At 69.2% G+C, this 18831-nt stretch carries 15 protein-coding genes; 9 read left to right on the top strand and 6 right to left on the bottom strand.

Translation table 11 applies throughout. The features are described 5' to 3' along the window. Positions 1–42: 42 nt before the first annotated feature. Genes Atro_RS08655 through Atro_RS08635 form a run of 5 tightly spaced genes read right to left on the bottom strand, consistent with a single transcriptional unit; the run spans position 43 to position 5071 of the window. Entirely contained in the window at positions 43–1155 is a 1113-nt protein-coding gene (locus Atro_RS08655) for an acetoin dehydrogenase dihydrolipoyllysine-residue acetyltransferase subunit (RefSeq protein WP_497927250.1), read from the bottom strand. Next, positions 1152–2171: an alpha-ketoacid dehydrogenase subunit beta gene (locus tag Atro_RS08650; RefSeq protein WP_090730683.1), complete on the bottom strand. Its 1020-nt coding sequence runs from the start codon at positions 2169–2171 to the stop codon at positions 1152–1154. Before Atro_RS08650 ends, Atro_RS08655 begins: the two co-directional genes overlap by 4 nt. Positions 2172–2200: 29 nt before the next feature. Beyond that, on the bottom strand, positions 2201–3178 hold the full coding sequence (locus Atro_RS08645; protein ID WP_497927249.1) for a thiamine pyrophosphate-dependent dehydrogenase E1 component subunit alpha: 978 nt from the start codon (positions 3176–3178) through the stop codon (positions 2201–2203). A 22-nt stretch (positions 3179–3200) separates the two neighbouring features. Then, positions 3201–4259 (bottom strand): ATP-NAD kinase family protein, encoded by a 1059-nt coding sequence (locus Atro_RS08640; RefSeq protein ID WP_349616092.1) that lies wholly within the window; start codon positions 4257–4259, stop codon positions 3201–3203. 17 nt (positions 4260–4276) lie between these two features. Then, positions 4277–5071, bottom strand: coding sequence for an SDR family NAD(P)-dependent oxidoreductase (locus Atro_RS08635; RefSeq protein WP_497927248.1), 795 nt, complete (start codon positions 5069–5071; stop codon positions 4277–4279). 308 nt (positions 5072–5379) lie between these two features. Between Atro_RS08635 and Atro_RS08630 the strand changes: the two genes are divergently transcribed. The 9 genes from Atro_RS08630 to Atro_RS08590 all read left to right on the top strand — a co-directional run bounded on the left by Atro_RS08630 (position 5380) and on the right by Atro_RS08590 (position 16700). Beyond that, entirely contained in the window at positions 5380–7266 is a 1887-nt protein-coding gene (locus tag Atro_RS08630) for a sigma-54-dependent Fis family transcriptional regulator (RefSeq protein WP_497927247.1), read from the top strand. Between the two features lie 177 nt (positions 7267–7443). After that, on the top strand, positions 7444–7515 hold the full coding sequence (gene pqqA / locus Atro_RS08625) for a pyrroloquinoline quinone precursor peptide PqqA (protein WP_072432761.1): 72 nt from the start codon (positions 7444–7446) through the stop codon (positions 7513–7515). Positions 7516–7555: 40 nt separating this feature from the next. Further along, complete coding sequence (pqqB, locus tag Atro_RS08620) at positions 7556–8464, top strand: pyrroloquinoline quinone biosynthesis protein PqqB (RefSeq protein ID WP_497927246.1); 909 nt, start codon at positions 7556–7558, stop codon at positions 8462–8464. 32 nt (positions 8465–8496) lie between these two features. Further along, a complete protein-coding gene (pqqC, locus tag Atro_RS08615) occupies positions 8497–9249 on the top strand; it encodes a pyrroloquinoline-quinone synthase PqqC (protein ID WP_497927245.1) in 753 nt (250 codons plus the stop codon). 112 nt (positions 9250–9361) lie between these two features. Then, entirely contained in the window at positions 9362–9640 is a 279-nt protein-coding gene (pqqD, locus tag Atro_RS08610) for a pyrroloquinoline quinone biosynthesis peptide chaperone PqqD (protein WP_497927244.1), read from the top strand. After that, on the top strand, positions 9612–10766 hold the full coding sequence (gene pqqE / locus Atro_RS08605; protein WP_497927243.1) for a pyrroloquinoline quinone biosynthesis protein PqqE: 1155 nt from the start codon (positions 9612–9614) through the stop codon (positions 10764–10766). Before pqqD ends, pqqE begins: the two co-directional genes overlap by 29 nt. A 116-nt stretch (positions 10767–10882) precedes the next feature. Beyond that, positions 10883–12823, top strand: a complete 1941-nt coding sequence (locus tag Atro_RS08600) for an alpha/beta hydrolase family protein (RefSeq protein WP_497927645.1) — start codon at positions 10883–10885, stop codon at positions 12821–12823. Positions 12824–12834: 11 nt separating this feature from the next. Beyond that, positions 12835–15474 carry a pyrroloquinoline quinone biosynthesis protein PqqF gene (pqqF, locus tag Atro_RS08595; protein ID WP_497927242.1) on the top strand — a complete coding sequence of 880 codons (2640 nt, stop codon included), beginning with the start codon at positions 12835–12837 and terminating at the stop codon, positions 15472–15474. Positions 15475–15494: 20 nt separating this feature from the next. After that, entirely contained in the window at positions 15495–16700 is a 1206-nt protein-coding gene (locus tag Atro_RS08590; protein WP_497927241.1) for a hypothetical protein, read from the top strand. Between the two features lie 480 nt (positions 16701–17180). Here Atro_RS08590 and Atro_RS08585 read toward each other — a convergent pair whose 3' ends face one another. After that, entirely contained in the window at positions 17181–18518 is a 1338-nt protein-coding gene (locus Atro_RS08585) for a Wzz/FepE/Etk N-terminal domain-containing protein (RefSeq protein WP_497927240.1), read from the bottom strand. Between the last annotated feature and the right edge of the window lie 313 nt (positions 18519–18831).

Genomic DNA, 18831 nt, shown 5'->3' with positions numbered 1-18831 from the left:
GATGAGCGGGCGACCGATCTCGGGGACCGGTCGCCGCCGGTTTCAGTGTTTGGCGAGGAAGGCCTGGATCAGCTTGTTGACCTCGTCGGCCGCTTCCATCTGCACCATGTGCGCCTGGCCGGACAGGATCTCCACCTGCGCCGGCAGGCCCTGGGCATGGGCGGCGGGGATGATGGCGTCGTCGCTGCCCCAGATCACCAGCGCCGGATGGCGGCCCTGTTCCAGCACGCCGCGCAGGTCGATCTGCTGGCGGCCATCGGCGGACAGCCGCTCGACCAGCTGGCGCAGCGCCGCCTCGACGCCCTCCAGGCGCTTGTACTTGAGCATGTCTTCCAGCATCTGCCGGGTGACCAGCGCGGGGTCGGAGAACAGCTGCACCAGTTGCGGCTTGAGGGCGTTGCGGTTGCTTGCCTCGACGAAGCCGCGCAGGTAGTCGCCGTTGATCTCCGCGCCGAGGCCGGCGCTGCAGATCAGGGTCAGCGAGAGCACCCGCTCGGGCGTCAAGCGCGCCAGGTTCAGCGACACCGCGCCGCCCATCGAGTGGCCGGCGATGTGCGCGCGCTGGATGTCCAGGTGGTCGAGCAGGGCCAGTGCGGCCCGGCTCAGCTCGTCGAGGTCGCCGCTCTTCAGCGTCTTGCCCGACTCGCCGTGGCCCGGCAGGTCGAGGGCGATCACCCGGCGGCCGGCAGCCAGCGCCTCGTGGTTGAACAGCCAGTTGTTCAGGTCGCCGCCGAAGCCGTGGATCAGCAGCAGCGGGGCGCCGCCCTCGCCGCGGTCGAGGAAGCGGATAGTACGGCCGTCCAGCTCGACCTTCTGCGGCGCCGGGCCGCTGGCCTCCTCGTCTTCGCCGCCGGGCACGAACTCGGCCTGGAAGCGCTGCACCACGGCGTCGATCTCTTCTTCGGAGGCCTCGCCTTCCACCACCACGGCGAGCAGCGCGCCGACCGGCAGGGTTTCGTCTTCCTTGGCGACGATGCGCCGCAACACGCCGGAGAAGGGCGCCTCGACGCTGCTGGAGATCTTGTCGGTTTCCACGTCGAGCACGTCGTCGCCCTTGGCGATGCGGGCGCCTTCTTCCTTGAGCCAGGCGTTGACCTTGCCCTCGGTCATCGACAGACCCCACTTCGGCATGGTCAGGGTATGGATCTGGCTCATGCAACCTTCCTCTTGTCGACGATCTTCAGGACCGCGGCTTCGATCTTCGCCGCGTTGGGGATGTACAGGTCTTCCAGGGAGTCGGTGAAGGGCACCGGGGTGTGCGGCGCGGTGACCATCTCGATCGGCGCCTTGAGGGCGGCGAAGGCCTTCTGCGCGACCAGCGCGGAGATGTCGGTGGCCACCGAGCAGCGCGGGTTGGCCTCGTCGATCACCACCAGACGGCCGGTCTTCTCGACGCTCTCAAGGATGCTGTCCTCGTCCAGCGGGCTGGTGGTGCGCAGGTCGAGCACCTCGCAGCCGATGCCCTGGCGGGCTAGGCTGGCGGCGGCGTCCATGGCCAGGTGGACCATGCGGCCGTAGGTGACCAGGGTCACGTCGTCGCCCTCGCGCAGGAAGTTGGCCTCGCCGAAGGGCACGGTATAGAGTTCTTCGGGCACCTCGCCCTGCATGCCGTAGAGCATCTTGTGCTCAAGGAAGATCACCGGGTCGTTGTCGCGGATCGCCTGGATCAACAGGCCCTTGGCGTCGTAGGGCGAGGCGGGGCAGACCACCTTGAGGCCGGGGATGTGGGTCCACAGCGAGGTGAGCATCTGCGAGTGCTGGGCGGCGGCGCGCAGGCCGGCGCCGTACATGGCGCGCAGCACGAAGGGGGTGACCGCCTTGCCGCCGAACATGTAGCGGAATTTCGCCGCCTGGTTGAGGATCTGGTCCAGGCAGCAGCCGGCGAAGTCGACGAACATCAGTTCGCACACCGGGCGCATGCCGCGGGTGGCGGCGCCGACCGCCGCGCCGACATAGCCGATCTCCGACAGCGGGGCGTCGAGCACCCGGCCGGGGAACTGGTGGTAGAGCCCCTTGGTGACGCCGAGCACGCCGCCCCAGGCGTCCTGCTCGCCCGGTGCGCCGGCGCCGCCGGCGATGTCCTGGCCGATCAGGAAGACGGTTTCGTCGCGGCGCATTTCCTGGGCCATGGCTTCGTTGATGGCCTGCTGGTAGCTGATTTTTCTCGCCATGATGGGTTTCCTTCTTGTTGGAATGGGGCTCAGGGATAGGAGACGTAGACGTCGGCGAGCAGATCGGCGGCCGGCGGCTTGGGATCGCTCTTGGCCTTGATCACGCTGTCCTCGATCAGCCGCTCGACCTCGCCGTCGATGTCGTCGAGCTGCGAGGCGTCGAGCAGGCCGGCGGCGATGGTGGCGTCGCGGAACTGCTTCATGCAGTCGCGCACCTCGCGCATTTCCTTGAGCTCGTCCATGTCGCGGTAGGTCTGGGCGTCGCCCTCGAAGTGGCCGTAGTAGCGGGTCAGCTTCACTTCGATCAGCGACGGGCCTTCGCCGGCGCGGGCGCGGGCCACGGCGGCGCCGGCGGCCTCGTAGACGGCGAAGAAGTCGAAGCCGTCCACCGTCACCCCGGGCATGCCGAAGCCGGCGGCGCGGTCGGCGATGTGGTCGCAGGCCACCGACCAGTTGGAGGCGGTGGCCTCGGCATAGCCGTTGTTCTCGGCGACGAAGATGCACGGCAGGTTCATGATCGCGGCGAGGTTCATCGCCTCGAACACCGCGCCCTCGTTGGAGGCGCCGTCGCCGAAGAAGACCACGGCGACCGCGTCGGTGCCCTTGAGCTTGGCGGCCAGCGCCGCGCCGGCGACCAGCGGCGCGCCGGCGCCGACGATGCCGTTGGCGCCGAGCATGCCCTTGGACAGGTCGGCGATGTGCATGGAGCCGCCCTTGCCCTGGCAGACGCCGGTCTTCTTGCCGTAGATCTCGGCCATCATCCCGTGCACGTCCACGCCCTTGGCGATGCAGTGGCCGTGGCCGCGGTGGGTGGAGGCAATGCAGTCGTCGTCGCGCAGGTGGGCCATGACCCCGGCGGCGGAGGCTTCCTCGCCGGCGTAGAGGTGGACGAAGCCGGGAATCTCGCCAGTGGCGAATTCGATGTGCAGGCGTTCCTCGAAGACGCGGATGGTGCGCATCACCCGGTAGGCATGCAGCAGCTGCTCGGCTGACAGGTGGGAGGTCATCTTGTTGTTCTCCTGGGTTGTTTCAACACGAAAGGTTCACGGGGTGTTGCGGGTGTTCGCGGCCGATGGACAGCAGACGGTGGCGCGCCGCGTAGGCGAGGGCGGCCTCCACGTCGATGCTCAGCGGGCCGTGGGAATCGAGGGTGACGGTCGGCCGGTCGCCGGCGGCGAACTCGATCTCGCGTTCGCCGTCCAGCGCCAGGGTGCCGGCGCTCAGGCTGGGCGCATGGGGTACGCCCGGCTCCAGGGTGCCGGCGGCGACCACTCCGCAGCCCTGCAGCAGGCCGGGGGCGAGCGGCGCCAGTAGGGCGTCGCGGGCCTGCGGGTGCAGACGCATCCAGGCGCCTTCGGGGGCCTGCCGGGAAACCGGGCACCACAGCCCGCAGAGCGCCGACAGGCCGATGGCGTGGGGTTCGGCGAAGGTCACGAAGACTTCGGCGAGGTCCTCGGCGCGGCTGATCGCCCGGCCGCCGACGAAGCGCAGCGGCGACACCGCCACGTCCACCAGCGCCCATTCGCAGAGGCCGCGGCGCGCCTCGCGCACCAGCAGGCGCTTGTTGCGGCGCAGGCCGATCTCCGGCGGAATCCGCCCGCTGGCGAAGAGCCCGCCGGCGAGCCCGGCGCCGGTCGCCTCGCGCAGCTCGGGAAAGGCGTTGTTGGTGCCGGTGGACAGGGTCAGGAGGGGGATGTCGCCGACCTCGGCGGCCACCGCCTTGTGGGTGCCGTCGCCGCCGAGCACGGCGATCAGCGCGACGCCGCGCTCGGCCATCAGCCGCGCCGTCTGGCGGGTGTCCTCGACGGTCTGGCGCAGGCGGATATCGAGGATCTCCAGCTCCGGCCAGCGGTTGTCTTGGGCGTGGCGGCCGCGGCTGGCCTTGAGCACCATGGCGGCGATGCCGGTCATGTCGGTCGGCAGCAGCACGCGCTGGACGCCGGTGGCGCCGAAGGCGCCGAGCAGGCGTTGCACCACCGAGGCCTTGTCGGTGCTGGAGAACAGCCCGGCGTTGGCGGTCAGGCGGCGCAGGTCGCGGCCGGAGGCCGGGTTGGGGATGATCCCCACGGTCAGCGGAGGACGGTTCATGACGGGACTCCGCGGACTCACAGCGAGAAGCCGCCGTCGACGGCGATGGCCTGGCCGGTGACGTGCGGGGCGCAGGCCAGGTAGACGGCGAGCTGGCCCATGTCTTCGGCGGTCTGCGCCTCGCCCTGCGGCAGCAGGCTGGCCTGGTGGCGTTCCCAGGACTGCGCCTCGCTCTCGCCGGCCTGCCGCCAGCGGCTGGCCAGGCCCTGCTCGCCGCGCCACATGCCGGTGCCGACGATGCCGGGGCAGAGCGCGTTGACGGTGATGCCCTCGCGGGCGACCTCCTTGGCCAGGGCGTTGCTGAAGCCGACCACGGCGAACTTCGAGGCGCAGTAGTGGGACAGGTCGGGAAAGCCGACCTTGCCGGCGATCGAGGCGACGTTGATGATCCGCCCCCAGCGCTGCGCGCGCATCGGCTCCAGCTCGGCCTGGCAGCAGAGGAACACGCCGCGGGCGTTGACGTTCAGCACCCGGTCCCATTCCTCGACGGTCAGTTCGCCGACCTTGTGGATGCCGATCACCCCGGCGTTGTTGACCGCCACGTCGAGGCGGCCGAACTCCTCGACGATCCGGGCGACCATGGCCTGCACGCTGTCCTGGCGGGCGACGTCGACCGTCAGCGCCAGGCTGCGCCGGCCGAGGGCCTGGACTTGCTCGGCGGTTTCCTCGGCGCCGGCGAGGTCGGCCACCGCCACGTCGGCGCCGGCACGGGCCAGGCTCAGGGCGATGCCCTGGCCGAGGCCGCGACCGGCACCGGTGACCAGGGCGACTTTGCCGGACAGGGAGAATTCGGGAAGGAGTGACTCGGACATGGGGCACCTGTGCTTGTTGTTATGGGCCGGGCTTGCGTTGCCGGCCGCTTCTGCCAGGGGACAGAGCAAGGGCGGTGCCAGAGTGTCGGAATCAGGCTGTATGCCTCGTTCTAGAGCGGTTTTTCCGGTGAGGTGGCGAGCCTGGCGAAGGCCTCGGCGAGACGTCGGGTGTCAGCGCGGCGGCGGCGGCGGCGAGACGCTGAGACGCTCCGTCTCAGCGCCGGACTTCTCCGTCCCGGCGCTTGTCGCGGGGTGGGGGAAGGTGCTTAATGGGAAGACAACAACAAGAGACGAGAGACGGAGACGGTATGCTTTCCGCACACTCGAAGGCCCACGTGGACTGTGTCAGTCGCGTGGTGAAGAACGCCGCCCGCCTGCCCCAGGCGCCGGTTCCCGCACCCATCCTCGATTCCTGGCGCCGCTCGCTGGAGCAGCACCGGCTCGATCCCGGCTCCCTGCAGGGGCCGCGCATCCTCGACCAGATCCTGCTCAGGGAGTGCCGCGAGCGCGCCGAGCTGTTCCTGCGCATCGCCAGCGAGGAGGTCTCGCGCCTGCACGGCCAGGTGCGCGACGCCGACTACTGCGTGCTGCTCGCCGACGCCCAGGGGCGGACCATCGACTACCGGGTCGATTCGGCGATCCGCAGCGACTGCCGCAAGGCCGGCCTCGACCTCGGCACCTGGTGGTCGGAAGGCGAGGAGGGCACCTGCGGGGTGGCCACCGTGCTGGCCAGCCGGATGCCGCTGACGGTGCACAAGCGCGACCATTTCCGCGCCGCCTTCATCGGCCTGACCTGCTCGGCGGCGCCGGTCTTCGACCCGCAGGGCGAACTGCTCGGCGTGCTCGACGTCTCGGCGGTGCAGTCGCCCGACGACCGCCGCAGCCAGACCCTGGTCCGCCAACTGGTGGCGCAGAGCGCCCGGCAGATCGAGAACGCCTTCTTCATGCACAGTGCCTGCGGGCACTGGATACTGCGCGCCCACGCCGCGCCGGGCTACGTCGACAGCCAGCCCGACTACCTGTTCGCCTGGGACGCCGACGGCCGCCTGCTGGCGCTCAACCCGGCGGCGCGCCGCTACCTGGGCCAGCGCTTCGGCGAGGTGCCGACCCATGTCGCCGAGGTGTTCGACCCGGACGCCCTGCACGCCGCCGAGGACGGCTCCACCTGCCAGTTGCGCGGACGCGGCGACAGCCTCGCCCTGCACGTCCGGCTGAGCGTGCCGCAGCGCCCGCAGCGGGTGGCGCTGCGCAGTACGCCGTGCGCCAGCGAGCTCGATCCGCGGATCGCCGAGAACCTGCGCCTGGCCGTGCGGGTCAAGGACCGCAACCTGCCGGTGCTGATCCAGGGCGAGACCGGCGCCGGCAAGGAGGTCTTCGCCCGCCAGGTGCACGAGGCCAGCGCCCGCCGCGGCAAGCCTTTCGTCGCCCTGAACTGCGCGGCGATCCCCGAGAGCCTGATCGAGAGCGAGCTGTTCGGCTATGCCGCCGGCGCCTTTACCGGCGCCTCCAGCAAGGGCATGCGCGGCCTCTTGCAGCAGGCCGACGGCGGCACCCTGTTCCTCGACGAGATCGGCGACATGCCGCTGACCCTGCAGACCCGCCTGCTGCGCGTGCTCGCCGAGGGCGAGGTGGCGCCCCTGGGCGCGGCGCGGCGGCAGGCGGTGGACATCCAGGTGATCTGCGCCACCCACCGCGACCTGAAGGGGATGGTGGCGGACGGCAGCTTCCGCGAGGACCTGTATTTCCGCATCGGCGGCGCGCGCTTCGAGCTGCCGCCGCTGCGCGAACGCAGCGACCGTCTGGCGCTGATCAACCGCGTGCTGGAGGAGGAGGCGGAGTCCTGCGGCGAGCCCGTCGGCCTGAGCGGCGCGGCGCTGGAATGCCTGCTCGGCTACCGCTGGCCGGGCAACGTGCGCCAGCTCCGCCACGCCCTGCGCTACGCCTGCGCGGTGTGCGCCGGCGGGGTGGTCCAGCCCGGCGACCTGCCGGCCGAGCTGCGCGGCGGGCGCCTGGCCACCGGCGAGGACGCCGCCGCGCTGGCCGACGATCCGGAGCGCCAGGCGCTGCTCGACGCGCTGGTCCGCCACCGCTGGAAACCGGGGCCGGCGGCCGAGTCCCTCGGCATCTCCCGCGCCACCCTGTACCGCCGGGTGAACCAGCACGGCATCGAGATGCCGGGGAAAAGGCGCGGCTGAGGGTGGGGGCCGGCTGCCCAGGGCCTTTTCTTCTTTAATGGAAGGAAGGGCCGTGGCTGCCAAGGCCGCTCGCGGGGAGTTTCCTGCGCACTGTTCCGAACGGATCGTTGCAGATCCCGTCGAAACAAGCGGCGCCGGATCAATCATTCACCAGCACGCACCTGCAAGGAGTCTGTCATGTGGACCAAACCCGCCTTCACTGACCTGCGCATCGGTTTCGAAGTGACGCTGTACTTCGCCAACCGCTGAGCGATCCGGCCCCGGCGTGCCGGGGCCTTTCCATGCGCCCATGCACATCCGAATTCTCGGCTCGGCCGCCGGCGGCGGTTTTCCCCAGTGGAACTGCAACTGCCGCAACTGCCGCGGTCTGCGCGAGGGCCGCCTGCGCGCCACGCCGCGCAGCCAGTCGTCCATCGCCCTGTCCGACGACGGGGAGAACTGGATCCTCTGCAACGCCTCGCCGGACATCCGCGCGCAGATCGAGGCCTTCCCGGCCCTGCAGCCGGCCCGCGCGGTGCGCGACACGGCGATCCGCGCGCTGATCCTGCTGGACAGCCAGATCGACCACACCACCGGCCTGCTCAGCCTGCGCGAGGGCTGCCCGCACGAGGTCTGGTGCACGGCGATGGTCCACCAGGACCTGACCACCGATTTCCCGCTGTTCGACATGCTCGAGCACTGGAACGGCGGACTAGCGTGGAAGCCCATCGGCCTGGACCGGCCGTTCGCGATCGACGCCTGCCCGGCCCTGCGCTTCACCCCGATTCCGCTGCGCAGCGCCGCGCCGCCGTACTCGCCGCACCGCCACGACCCGCATCCGGGCGACAACATCGGCCTGCTGGTCGAGGACAGCCGCACCGGCGGCGTGCTGTTCTACGCCCCCGGCCTCGGCCAGGTGGATGAGGCGCTGCTCGACTGGATGCGCCGCGCCGACTGCCTGCTGGTCGACGGCACCCTGTGGCGCGACGACGAGCTGATCCACGCCGGCTGCGGCAGCAGGCTGGGCAGCGAGATGGGCCACCTGCCGCAGAGCGGCGCGGGCGGCATGCTCGAGGTGCTCGACGGTCTGGCCGGGCGCAAGGTGCTCATCCACATCAACAACACCAACCCGATCCTCGACGAGGACTCGCCCGAGCGCGCCGAGCTGACCGCGCGCGGCGTCGAGGTCGCCCGGGACGGGATGGATATCGAACTGTAGGGCGCTTTCGCCTGCCTCTTCGAGGAGCCACGATGACCGAGCCAGCCATGAGCTCTGCCGAATTCGAGCAGGCGCTGCGCGCCAAGGGCGCCTACTACCACATCCACCACCCGTTCCACGTCGCCATGTACGAGGGCCGCTCGACCCGCGAGCAGATCCGGGGCTGGGTGGCCAACCGCTTCTACTACCAGGTGAACATCCCGCTCAAGGATGCCGCGATCCTGGCCAACTGCCCGGACCGCGAGACCCGCCGCGAGTGGATCCAGCGCATCCTCGACCACGACGGCGCGCCGGGCGAGGAGGGCGGCATCGAGGCCTGGCTGCGTCTCGGCGAGGCGGTCGGCCTGCCGCGCGAGCAACTGCTCTCCCAGGAACTGGTGCTGCCCGGGGTGCGCTTCGCGGTGGACGCCTACGTCAACTTCGCCCGCCGCGCCAGCTGGCAGGAGGCGGCGAGCAGCTCGCTGACCGAGCTGTTCGCCCCGACCATCCACCAGTCGCGCCTCGACACCTGGCCGCAGCACTACCCCTGGATCGAGGCCGGCGGCTACGACTACTTCCGCAAGCGCCTGAGCGAGGCGCGCCGCGACGTCGAGCACGGCCTGCGCATCACCCTCGCGCACTACACCACCCGCGAGGCCCAGGAGCGCATGCTGGAGATCCTGCAGTTCAAGCTGGACATCCTCTGGAGCATGCTCGACGCCATGAGCATGGCCTACGAGCTGAACCGCCCGCCGTACCACACAGTGACCGGCGAGCGGGTCTGGCACCGGGGAATCGCGCTGTGATCGCGCGGCAGGCGGTTCCGGTAGGGTGGAAAACGACCGCAGGTCTTTTCCACCGTCACGCATCCTGGTGGGAAAGCGCTGCGCGCGTTTCCCACCCTACGGAGGTGTGCCGATGAGCGACGAAGTCCTGAACAAGATCCCGGCGCTGCGCCGTGGCTTCCGTTTCCAGTGGGAGCCGGCGCAGGACTGCCACGTGCTGCTCTATCCCGAAGGGATGATCAAGCTCAACGGCAGCGCCGGGGCGATCCTCGCCGAGGTCGACGGGGTGCGCAGCGTCGCCGCGATCGTCGCCGGCCTGCGCGAGCGCTTCCCGGAGGCCGAGGACATCGAGACGGACATCCTGGAGTTTCTGGAGGTGGCGCGTGAGCGATTCTGGATCGAGCTTCGCTAAGCCCGGTTTCGTGCCCGGCCCGCCGCTGTGGCTGCTCGCCGAGCTGACCTACCGCTGCCCGCTGCAGTGCCCGTACTGCTCCAACCCGCTGGACTTCGCCAAGCAGGGCGAGGAGCTGTCCACCGCCGAGTGGGTCGAGGTGTTCCGCCAGGCCCGCGAACTGGGCGCCGCCCAGCTCGGCTTCTCCGGCGGCGAGCCGCTGGTGCGCCAGGACCTGACCGAGCTGATCCGCGCCGCCCGCGGCATGGGCTACTACACCAATCTGATCACCTCCGGCATCGGCCTCAGCGAGGCGCGCATCGCCGAATTCGCCGCGGCCGGCCTCGACCATATCCAGGTCAGCTTCCAGGCCGCCGACGCGCAGGTGAACGACCTGCTGGCCGGCTCCGGCAAGGCCTTCGCCCAGAAGCTGGCGATGGCCCGCGCGGTCAAGGCCCAGGGCTATCCGATGGTGCTCAACTTCGTCACCCACCGGCACAACATCGACCACATCGAGCGGATCATCGAACTGTGCCTCGAGCTGGAGGCGGACTTCGTCGAGCTGGCGACCTGCCAGTTCTACGGCTGGGCCGAGCTGAACCGCGCCGGGCTGCTGCCGACCAAGGCGCAGCTGGCGCGCGCCGAGCGCATCACCAACGAATGGCGCGAGAAGCTCGCCGCGCAGAGGCACCCGTGCAAGCTGATCTTCGTCACCCCGGACTACTACGAGGAGCGCCCCAAGGCCTGCATGGGCGGCTGGGGCAGCCTGTTCCTCGACATCGCCCCGGACGGCACGGCGCTGCCCTGCCACAGCGCGAAGATGCTGCCGGTGCAATTTCCCAACGTGCGCGAGCACAGCCTGCGGTACATCTGGTTCGACTCCTTCGGCTTCAATCGCTTTCGCGGCGACGACTGGCTGCCCGAGCCGTGCCGCTCCTGCGACGAGAAGGGCCGCGACTTCGGCGGTTGCCGCTGCCAGGCCTTCCTGCTCACCGGCGACGCGGAGGCGACCGACCCGGTGTGCGGCAAGTCGGCCCAGCACGGCCTGATCCTCGACGCCCGCCGCCAGGCGGAGGAGGCGCCGCTCGGCCTGGAGCGGCTGATCTGGCGCAATGCCCGGACCTCGAAGATCATCTGCAAGGGGTAGGGGTCAGAGTCAGGAGGGAGGCCGCGCCGGCGGCTCTCCACCCGGCGGCCGATGGGCTTCGCCATCGGCCCTCGATTGGCCATTTTCCGGGAGGTTTGCCCGTGTCCACGCAACCCATGCCCTACGGTTCCTGGCCCAGCCGCTGGTTGGCGGCGGATGCCGCCGCGGCCAGCTGCGACTTCGCCGGGCTGCAGGCCGGCCTCGGCGGCCTGCTCTGGCTGGAATACCGCCCGGACGACGGACGCTGCCGCCTGTGGCTGTGGCGCGACGGCGCCGTGCAGTGCCTGACCCCGCCGGGCCGCTCGGTGCGCAGCCGGGTCTACGAATACGGCGGCGGGGCCTTCTGCGTCGTCGAGGACGGCGTGGCCTGGGTCGACGAGGCCGACCAGCAGGTCTATCGCACGCGCATCGTCGATGCACTCGCTGCCGAAGCGCTGAGCGCCCAGGCCGACTGCCGCTACGGCGACCTGCACTACGCACCGGGCTGGAGCGCGGTGCTGGCGGTCGAGGAAAGCCACGCGGCACAGGCGGTGGTGCACCGGCTGGTCGCCCTGTCGCTGCACGACGGCACGCGCCGGGTGCTGGCCGAGGGCGCCGACTTCTACAGCGCGCCGCGGCTGAGCGCCGACGGCCGCCGCCTGGCCTGGATCGAGTGGGACCGCCCCGAGCTGCCGTGGACCGCCACTCGCCTGTGCCTGGCCGAGGTGGAGACCGATGGCCCGCTCGGCCAGCCCGTGACCCTGGCCGGCCTCGACGGCGACGAGGCGCTGCAGCAGCCCTGCTTCGCCGCCGACGGGCGCCTGTGGTGCCTCTCCGACCGCGCCGGCTGGTGGCAGCCCTGGGTGGAGCTGGATGGCCGGTTGCAGGTTGTTGACCGTGTGGGCGAGGACGCAGGACATAGGGTGGACAACGGCGCAGCCTTGTCCACCCGCGGTGTGGACTGGAGCGAGCCGCGCCCCCTGGCCGCCGCCGACCATGCCCCGGCGCCCTGGCTGCTGGGCACGGTCAGCTACCTGCTGCTGGCGGACGGCGGCCTGCTGCTCACCTGCCAGGAGGAGGGCTGGGGCTTTCTGATCGAGCGCGATGCCGCGGGCCGCGAGCGCTATCTGGCGACCGAGTTCAGCCGCTTTCGCCAGCTGGCGGCGGACGAGGGGTATTTCTACTGCATCGCCGGTTCGCCGACGCGGCTGCCGGCGGTCCTGGCGATCGAGCGGGCCGGCGGGGCGGTGCGCCGGCTCGCCGGGGGCGACGCGCCGCTGGCCGAGGTCGAGTTGTCCTGGCCGCAATCGCTGCGCTTCGCCACCGGCGAGGGCGAGTCGGCCCAGGCCTTCTTCTATCCGCCGCGCAATGCCGCCTGCCCGGAGCCCGAGCACGGGCGGCCGCCGCTGCTGGTGTTCGTCCACGGCGGGCCGACCTCGGCCTGCTATCCGGTGTTCGATCCGCGCATCCAGTTCTGGACCCAGCGCGGCTTCGCCGTGGCCGACCTCAACTACCGCGGCTCCAGCGGCTTCGGGCGCGCCTATCGGCTGCGCCTGGCGGGCGAGTGGGGGCGGATCGACGTGGAGGACGCCTGCGCCCTGGTCCGCGACCTGGGCGATGCGAGGGCGATCGACCCGGCGCGGGCCTTCATCCGCGGCGCCAGCGCCGGCGGCTACACCGCGCTGTGCGCCCTGGCCTTCCGCGACCTGTTCCGCGGCGGCGCCAGCCTGTACGGGGTCAGCGACCCCCTGAGCCTGCGCCGGGTCACCCACAAGTTCGAGGGCGACTACCTCGACTGGTTGATCGGCGATCCCGAGCGCGACGCCGAACGCTACCGGCAGCGCACGCCGCTGCTGCACGCCGGGCGCATCCAGGCGCCGGTGATCTTCTTCCAGGGCGGCCTGGATGCGGTGGTGGTGCCGCAGCAGACCGAGGCGATGGTCGCCGCCCTGCGCGCGCACGGGGTGTCGGTCGAGTACCGGCTCTATCCCGACGAGCGCCATGGTTTTCGCCAGGCCGCCCATCTGGCCGATGCGCTGGAGCGCGAATGGCGCTTCTATCGGCGCCTGCTGGATTGAGGCGCCGGGCCATGCATGAACTGCCGCCGCTGCAGCAGCGCAGCCTGCGCCTGGACAACGGCGTGCAGGCGATCCTGCTGCACGACCCGCAAGCCCGCCGCGTGGCCCTGGCCGCCGGGGTGGACGCCGGCAGCCTGCACGAATCCGAGTCCTGGCCGGGACTGGCGCACTTTCTCGAACATTGCCTGTTCCTCGGCAGCGAGGGCTTCGCCGAAGTCGGCGCCTTCGCCGGGTACGTGCACGGCCAGGGCGGGCGCTACAACGCCCGCACCCTTGGTCTCTGCACCCAGTACTACCTGGAGGTGCCGGCGGGCGAGCTGACCCCGGCACTCGAGCGGTTCTGCGATCTGCTGGCGCGGCCGCTGCTGCTGCCCGAGCGACTGCTCGCCGAGCGCGAGGTGCTGCATGCCGAGTATCTGGCGCGCTGTCAGGACGGCGACAGCCAGCTGCTCGGCGCGCTGGCCGGACTGCTCGATCCGGCCCATCCGCTGGCGCATTTTCATGCCGGCGCGCGCGACAGCCTCGATCCGCAGTCGCCAACCTTTCTCGCCGAGCTGCGTGCCTGGCATGCCCGGCATTACCGGGGCGAGAGCCTGCGCCTGCTGGTCTGCGGGCCGCAGTCCCTGGACGAGCTGGAGACGCAGGTCCGCGCCGTCGCCGGCGCGCTGCCGGGTGGCGTCCCTGTGCCGGCGCCCGCCTGGCCATCGCCCTGGCCGGCAGGACAGGGCCCTCTGCGTCTGGAGCTGGAGCAGCCGGCACGGCGGCGCATGAGTCTGTGGTGGGCGCTGGCGCATGTCCCCGCGCGCGACGACCCGGCCCTGGAGCAGCTGCGCCAGGCGCTGCAGCGCAGCGATTTCGGCAGCCTGCTCGGCGTGCTGCGCGCCCGCGGTCTGGCCCGGTCGGCTCGCCTGGAGCTGCATCCGGCGGATGCCGGGCAGGCGCTGCTGGCCTTGCATCTGGAGCTGCTGGACGAGGGCAGTGGCCGCGAGGCGCAGGTCGCTGCCCTCTGTCGTGACTGGCTGGCTTGGCTGCAGGCTGCGCCGGAGCGGATCGGCACTCTGACCCTGATCGAGAACCTGCGCATCAGCCAGGCCTGGGACGAGTACGAACAGGCGCCGCTGGAGCGTGCCGCGCGCTGGCTGGAGCGCTGGCAGCGCCAGGGCGGCGCCGTGCCGGCGTTGTGGCCGGCGCCAGCGGCGAACGCCGTGCTGGGCGACTGGCTGAGCCCGCTGGCACAGCCGCCGCTGGTCCTGCAGTGCTGCCGTGCTGCCCTGGCGCAGGGCGAGTTCACCCCGCGCTTTCCGGTGCGCCGGTTGGTGACGCCGCTGGCCGAGCTGCCGCCGGTGCAGGAGGTGTGGCAGCTTGCGGCGATCAATCCTTTCCAGGCGCCAGCGCCTCAGGCCGCTGCGGGAGACTGGCCGGCGGAGTGGCGCAGCACGGGCACGGAGCTGCTGCGTCCCGGTCACGCCGCACTGCTGCTCGCCTGGCAGGCGGCAGCGCCGGGGCCGGAGGCGCAGCTGGCGGCCGAGCTGGCGGAGCTGGCGCTGGCCGAGTGCTGGGACACGCTGGCCGGCGCAGCGCAGCCGTTCGGCGTCGACTGCCAGGTATCGAGCCACGCTGGACGCCTGAGCCTGTGCCTGAGCGGGCCGCCGGCCGCGCTGCCTTCGGTGCTGGCGCCTCTGCTGGCAGCGCTGCGCGAGGGCGACGCGGCGTGCTGGCGCGCTGCCTGGCAGCGGCGCCGCGATGCACAGGCGCAGCAGATCCTGCTGCGCCGTCTAGTGGCGCATCCGGCAGCGCGGACGCGTGTGCCGGTGGTGGATGAGGATGGCCTCGCCCGGCAGCTGACGACGCTGGATAGCGCCGGTCTGGCAGACCTGGTTGGCGATTACCTGGCCGGTGCCGGTCTGTGCGGCTGGTGCATGGGCGAGGTGCCTTCGGCCGTGTTGCCGCTGCTGCAGGGGCTCGGCCGTCCTGCGGCCATGCAATCGCAGGTGCAGCTCCTGGGCGGCGAGCACGAGCTGCATCTGGGGATCGCGGGGAGCGAGCAGGCAGTCCTGCTGCGTCTGCTGGCACCGCCCGGTGAGCCGCGCCGAGAGGCAGCGTGGCGCTTGCTGGCGGTCCTCTGGCCGGGCGCCTTCCATCAGGCCCTGCGCGTCGAGCAGGGGCTGGGCTATGCGCTGTTCTGCCGTTTCGTCGAGACCGAGGAGGGCGCCGAGCTGCAGTTGGGCGTGCAATCGCCGCACGTTCCGGCCGTGCGCCTGCAGCAGGCGATCCGGGAGTTTCTCGTCGTGCAGCGGCAGCGCCTCGCCGATCTGGATGCCGGGCGACTGGCTTCGGCCCGCCGGGCGGTGCTGGAGGCGCTCGACGAGAGCAGTCGCCCGGCGCGTTTGCAGCGTGCCGCCACGGCCTGGCTCGGCGCCCGGCCGGACGACTGGCCGCAGCGGCTGCGCGCCGAGCTGGAGTCGCTGCAGGTGGGCGACCTGCTGGCGGCGTTGGCGGGAGCGGACATCGGCCGGCAGTGGCTGCTGTCCCGTCGAGAGGACCGGCCCGTGCGACATTCTGGCCGGCCGGCTGCCGCGCGACGTGACGAATTTGCCAACGGGCCGGGCAAAGGCAGCGGTGGTTTTCTGGACAATACCGGTAACCATTGAGCTTTTCCGAGGCGATTTTTGTGGAACACGACGCGGACAAGCGGAGCGGACAGGAGCTGCAGATCGTGCAGGCCTTCTCCTCCGTGGAGGTTTCCGAGCAGATCATCCGCTCGGCCGACATCAAGGAACTGGTCGGCGGCATGCTGTCCGCCCAGGACGAGGTCGGCCGGAGCGCCGAGGAGCTGGAGCGGGCACGCCAGGAGAAGAAGGGCGGCAGCCTGATCGGCAACTGGTGGAAGGACCGCGACGACAAGCTGCAGGACGCCCAGATCGATCTGCAGAAGTCGATCGGCAGCCTGTCGCAGAAGTCCTCGCAACTGCTGATCGTCAATGCGGCGATCTCCAAGGTCCTGAGCGACCAGCAGCGGGTGCTCCTGCACCAGCAGAACATGCTCAAGCAGCAGGCCGACATCCTCGAGGAGCAGAACCGCAAGATCCTCGGCCAGCAGCGGGCGCTCGAGCAGCAGCAGCAGGAGATCGACCTGGCCAACCGGGGATTGTTGGAGGCCCGGGACGTCACGGCGGAGCAGACCGACCAGTTGGTGAGCAGCGTGAGGCGCCTGGAGCAGGCCGAGTCGCAGATGGAGGCGCTCAACCAGCAGATGGTCGTCTGCGTGGCCGAGGATCTGGTCACCGTGGTCAGCGACTGGCGTATCCGACTCGACGACCTGGGCCGCGACTTCACGCAGCGTCAGGCCGGGCTGGAGAGGAAGCTGTTCGACGAGTTCCGCGACCATATCGATCAGGTACGGATCGAATTGGAGGCCGCTGCGGACAGGTCCGCCGCCGGTGCGGTAGCGCTGGAGCGGAAGCTGCAGCAGCAGGCGCAGGCCGGCCAGGCACGCATCGAGGCCCAGGAAGCGGCGGCCCGGCAACTGCGCGAGGCGCTCTCGGAGCGGCTGACGCAGTTTCGCCAGGAGGTCGTCGTCACGCTGGAGCAGAACGTCCTGCCGCTGCGCAAGGCGTTCGGCACTGTCGAACAGCGCCAGGGCGCCTGGCAGCAGGAGCAGGCCCGGGTCCTGGAGGTGCAGCGCAAGGTGCTGGTGCGCCTGGAGGGCGAGCTGAAGGCCAGGGCCGAGGCGCTGGACAGCGCGGAGGCGCGTCTGCAGTTTCTGGAGGAGGCGCAGGATAAGGGTGCTGGACGCCACCGCCTGACCCTGATGGCCGTCGGCCTGGCGCTGGTGTCGCTGGGCTGGCAGTTGGCCGGGCTGGTAGGGCGGGGGTGAGGCGGAGAGCGGGCCAAGGCCCCGGATTTGGAGCCTTGGCTGAGCGGGGAGCGATCAGACGTTGAAGCGGAAGTGCATCACGTCGCCATCCTTGACGATGTAGTCCTTTGATGGCTCCCGCGCTCCTGCGTGGGAGCCCGGGGCCGGGGAATGCCCTCTGCGGCGCGCCCACGCGAAAAAGTGCGGCCACGATCAATTCCTCGAAAAGCAAAGACCTTGAAAGGCTGGAGGTAAGAGGGCTGTCGGCAGGCGGGCCGCCGGTATGTGGCTGTCAATCCGACAGACATCCTGCTTCGTGAGTCCGCTATTGTGCAGGCAGTGTTCGCCGTGCTGTTCGGCGTATGCATGATTGCTGGCGAACGTTGCGGACATCGTTGCCGCCTTTTATCGGGTGTCGACTTCGGGAGCGGACAAGCCATCCATGGCTGTCTCGGATACATCGAAGGAGTTGGCCTATGTGGCCCTTTGCGGGAGGCAGGATCAGGCAGCGATCTGCTGATTGCCCTGCAGGGGCAAGTGGGGCAGGGAAGAAAGGTTTTTGCTGGTCGATGAGCTCTTGCGCATCATGCTGCGCAGGAGTGCGATAAATATTCCAAGCATGCAGCCCAGAACCAGTCCCAGAGCGAGGATCAGGGCTTTTTTCGGCTTGACTGGCTTAATCGGCTCAATCGCCTGTTGATCGATTTTCGCCAGAGATAGATTGGAGAAGTCGACCTTCAGGTTGCGAAGGCGAGTCGCCTCGCCAATCAACTTGTCCAGATCATTGAGGAACAGGTCTTCCTCCTTGTCCTTGCGCTGTTTGAGCAGCTCGACCTGCCGGTTCGTTTCCAGCAAGTGCAACCTCTTTTGGATTTCTGCGATGCGTGGCGAGGCGAAGTCGTCGGAGCGACGCTTTTCCAGCACATCACGCTCTGCCTCCAGTGCATCCACGCCCATGAAATACAGCGGGATTTCCTGATTATTGACTTCCGTGCGGATCACATTGCCTTGAGCTGACTTGCCGCTCTCTCCCATGGCATTCGGAGTAGTCGGTTTGCGGATATTCAGAGCAGTCGCGATGCGGATAGCTTCATTCAGCTGGGCTATGCGGTTGTTGCGGCGGGTACGCAGTTCGCTGCGCAGGGCATCCAATTCATCTTGCAGTTGAGCTCGCTCAAGGGCATCGGCTTCCAGCAGTTTGGCAACCTGGACATCCTTGGCGGATAGATATCTGGCGCGTTCGGCTTCGATCCGGCGCTCAACCAAGGCCAGCTGGTTTTGTACTACCGTGGCAAAGTCGTCCTCGATTTTCTTGCGCTCCGAGGCGATGGCGAAGTCAACGAACTCGTTGGTCAGGCGTACCCCATCCACCCCTTCTGGGTAAGTAAGAGAAACTCCTACGTAAGGCGACAAGCCCTCATTTTTCTTGGGATCAGGTTGAAGCATTGTGAATGCTTCCCCATTGAACTTGTCGAAGAACTGCTCGAAAGTTTGATCTGCTTTAAGCAGAAAGGCGAACTGCTCCTTGTTGGCCTGAAAAAAGGCCTGGCGGTTCGTATAGGAGTCCAAGGCGGCTCCGACACGCTTGAGAGCAGTTTCAGCATCCAGGGCGTATACGCCGGTTGAATTAAGTTCGTCGAGAGCTTTGATGACTGGCGGTCGTAGTACGCTCCTGACCTCATAGTAGGGCCTGGCCAGGAAAGCATAGGCTGCTGCTGCTGCAGCGATTAGCAGCGTGACTGCGATTATCAGGAAACGCTCGGACCACAAGCGTGCCAACAGGTCCCGAAGATCGATCTCGTCGGTGGGGGGAGGGGCTTTCACATACACAGGTTCCACTTTTTGCTCCTTTCGATATGCTGGCAAAAGGAAGGCATCTTATTTTCGTGTGAAACTTTTTCCAATATGAGATGTCGTCGCATCCGGTAGAACAAGATGCCGATTTACTTGGGATCCTATTGAGCATCGCCAGGTAGTGGCGGACAGTTCGATGCGTTTTGTAGGCTGATGGATATCGCTATCCAGCATGTGAAAAGAAGATCTGGCTGGATTAGTCATCCCTTGCATTGCTTGGGCGCAGGGATGCATCGCGCCTATGGCCGAGTCGGGTGCAATGTATTTCCGAAAGGCAACACCCTGCGAAGACAAGAGC

The organism is Azotobacter tropicalis, from assembly GCF_059739045.1.
Note: the sequence above shows the minus strand (reverse complement) of the source record. Positions and strands in the feature narration are given on the sequence as shown.

Excerpts from the sequence above, each read along its gene's own strand:
- Atro_RS08640 (WP_349616092.1), bottom strand. The coding sequence starts at position 4,259 with ATGAACCGTCCTCCGCTGACCGTGGGGATCATCCCCAACCCGGCCTCC.
- Atro_RS08655 (WP_497927250.1), bottom strand. The coding sequence starts at position 1,155 with ATGAGCCAGATCCATACCCTGACCATGCCGAAGTGGGGTCTGTCGATG.
- pqqB (WP_497927246.1), top strand. The coding sequence starts at position 7,556 with ATGCACATCCGAATTCTCGGCTCGGCCGCCGGCGGCGGTTTTCCCCAG.
- Atro_RS08635 (WP_497927248.1), bottom strand. The coding sequence starts at position 5,071 with ATGTCCGAGTCACTCCTTCCCGAATTCTCCCTGTCCGGCAAAGTCGCC.
- Atro_RS08645 (WP_497927249.1), bottom strand. The coding sequence starts at position 3,178 with ATGACCTCCCACCTGTCAGCCGAGCAGCTGCTGCATGCCTACCGGGTG.
- Atro_RS08650 (WP_090730683.1), bottom strand. The coding sequence starts at position 2,171 with ATGGCGAGAAAAATCAGCTACCAGCAGGCCATCAACGAAGCCATGGCC.
- pqqC (WP_497927245.1), top strand. The coding sequence starts at position 8,497 with ATGACCGAGCCAGCCATGAGCTCTGCCGAATTCGAGCAGGCGCTGCGC.
- Atro_RS08600 (WP_497927645.1), top strand. The coding sequence starts at position 10,883 with ATGCCCTACGGTTCCTGGCCCAGCCGCTGGTTGGCGGCGGATGCCGCC.
- pqqD (WP_497927244.1), top strand. The coding sequence starts at position 9,362 with ATGAGCGACGAAGTCCTGAACAAGATCCCGGCGCTGCGCCGTGGCTTC.
- pqqF (WP_497927242.1), top strand. The coding sequence starts at position 12,835 with ATGCATGAACTGCCGCCGCTGCAGCAGCGCAGCCTGCGCCTGGACAAC.
- Atro_RS08630 (WP_497927247.1), top strand. The coding sequence starts at position 5,380 with ATGCTTTCCGCACACTCGAAGGCCCACGTGGACTGTGTCAGTCGCGTG.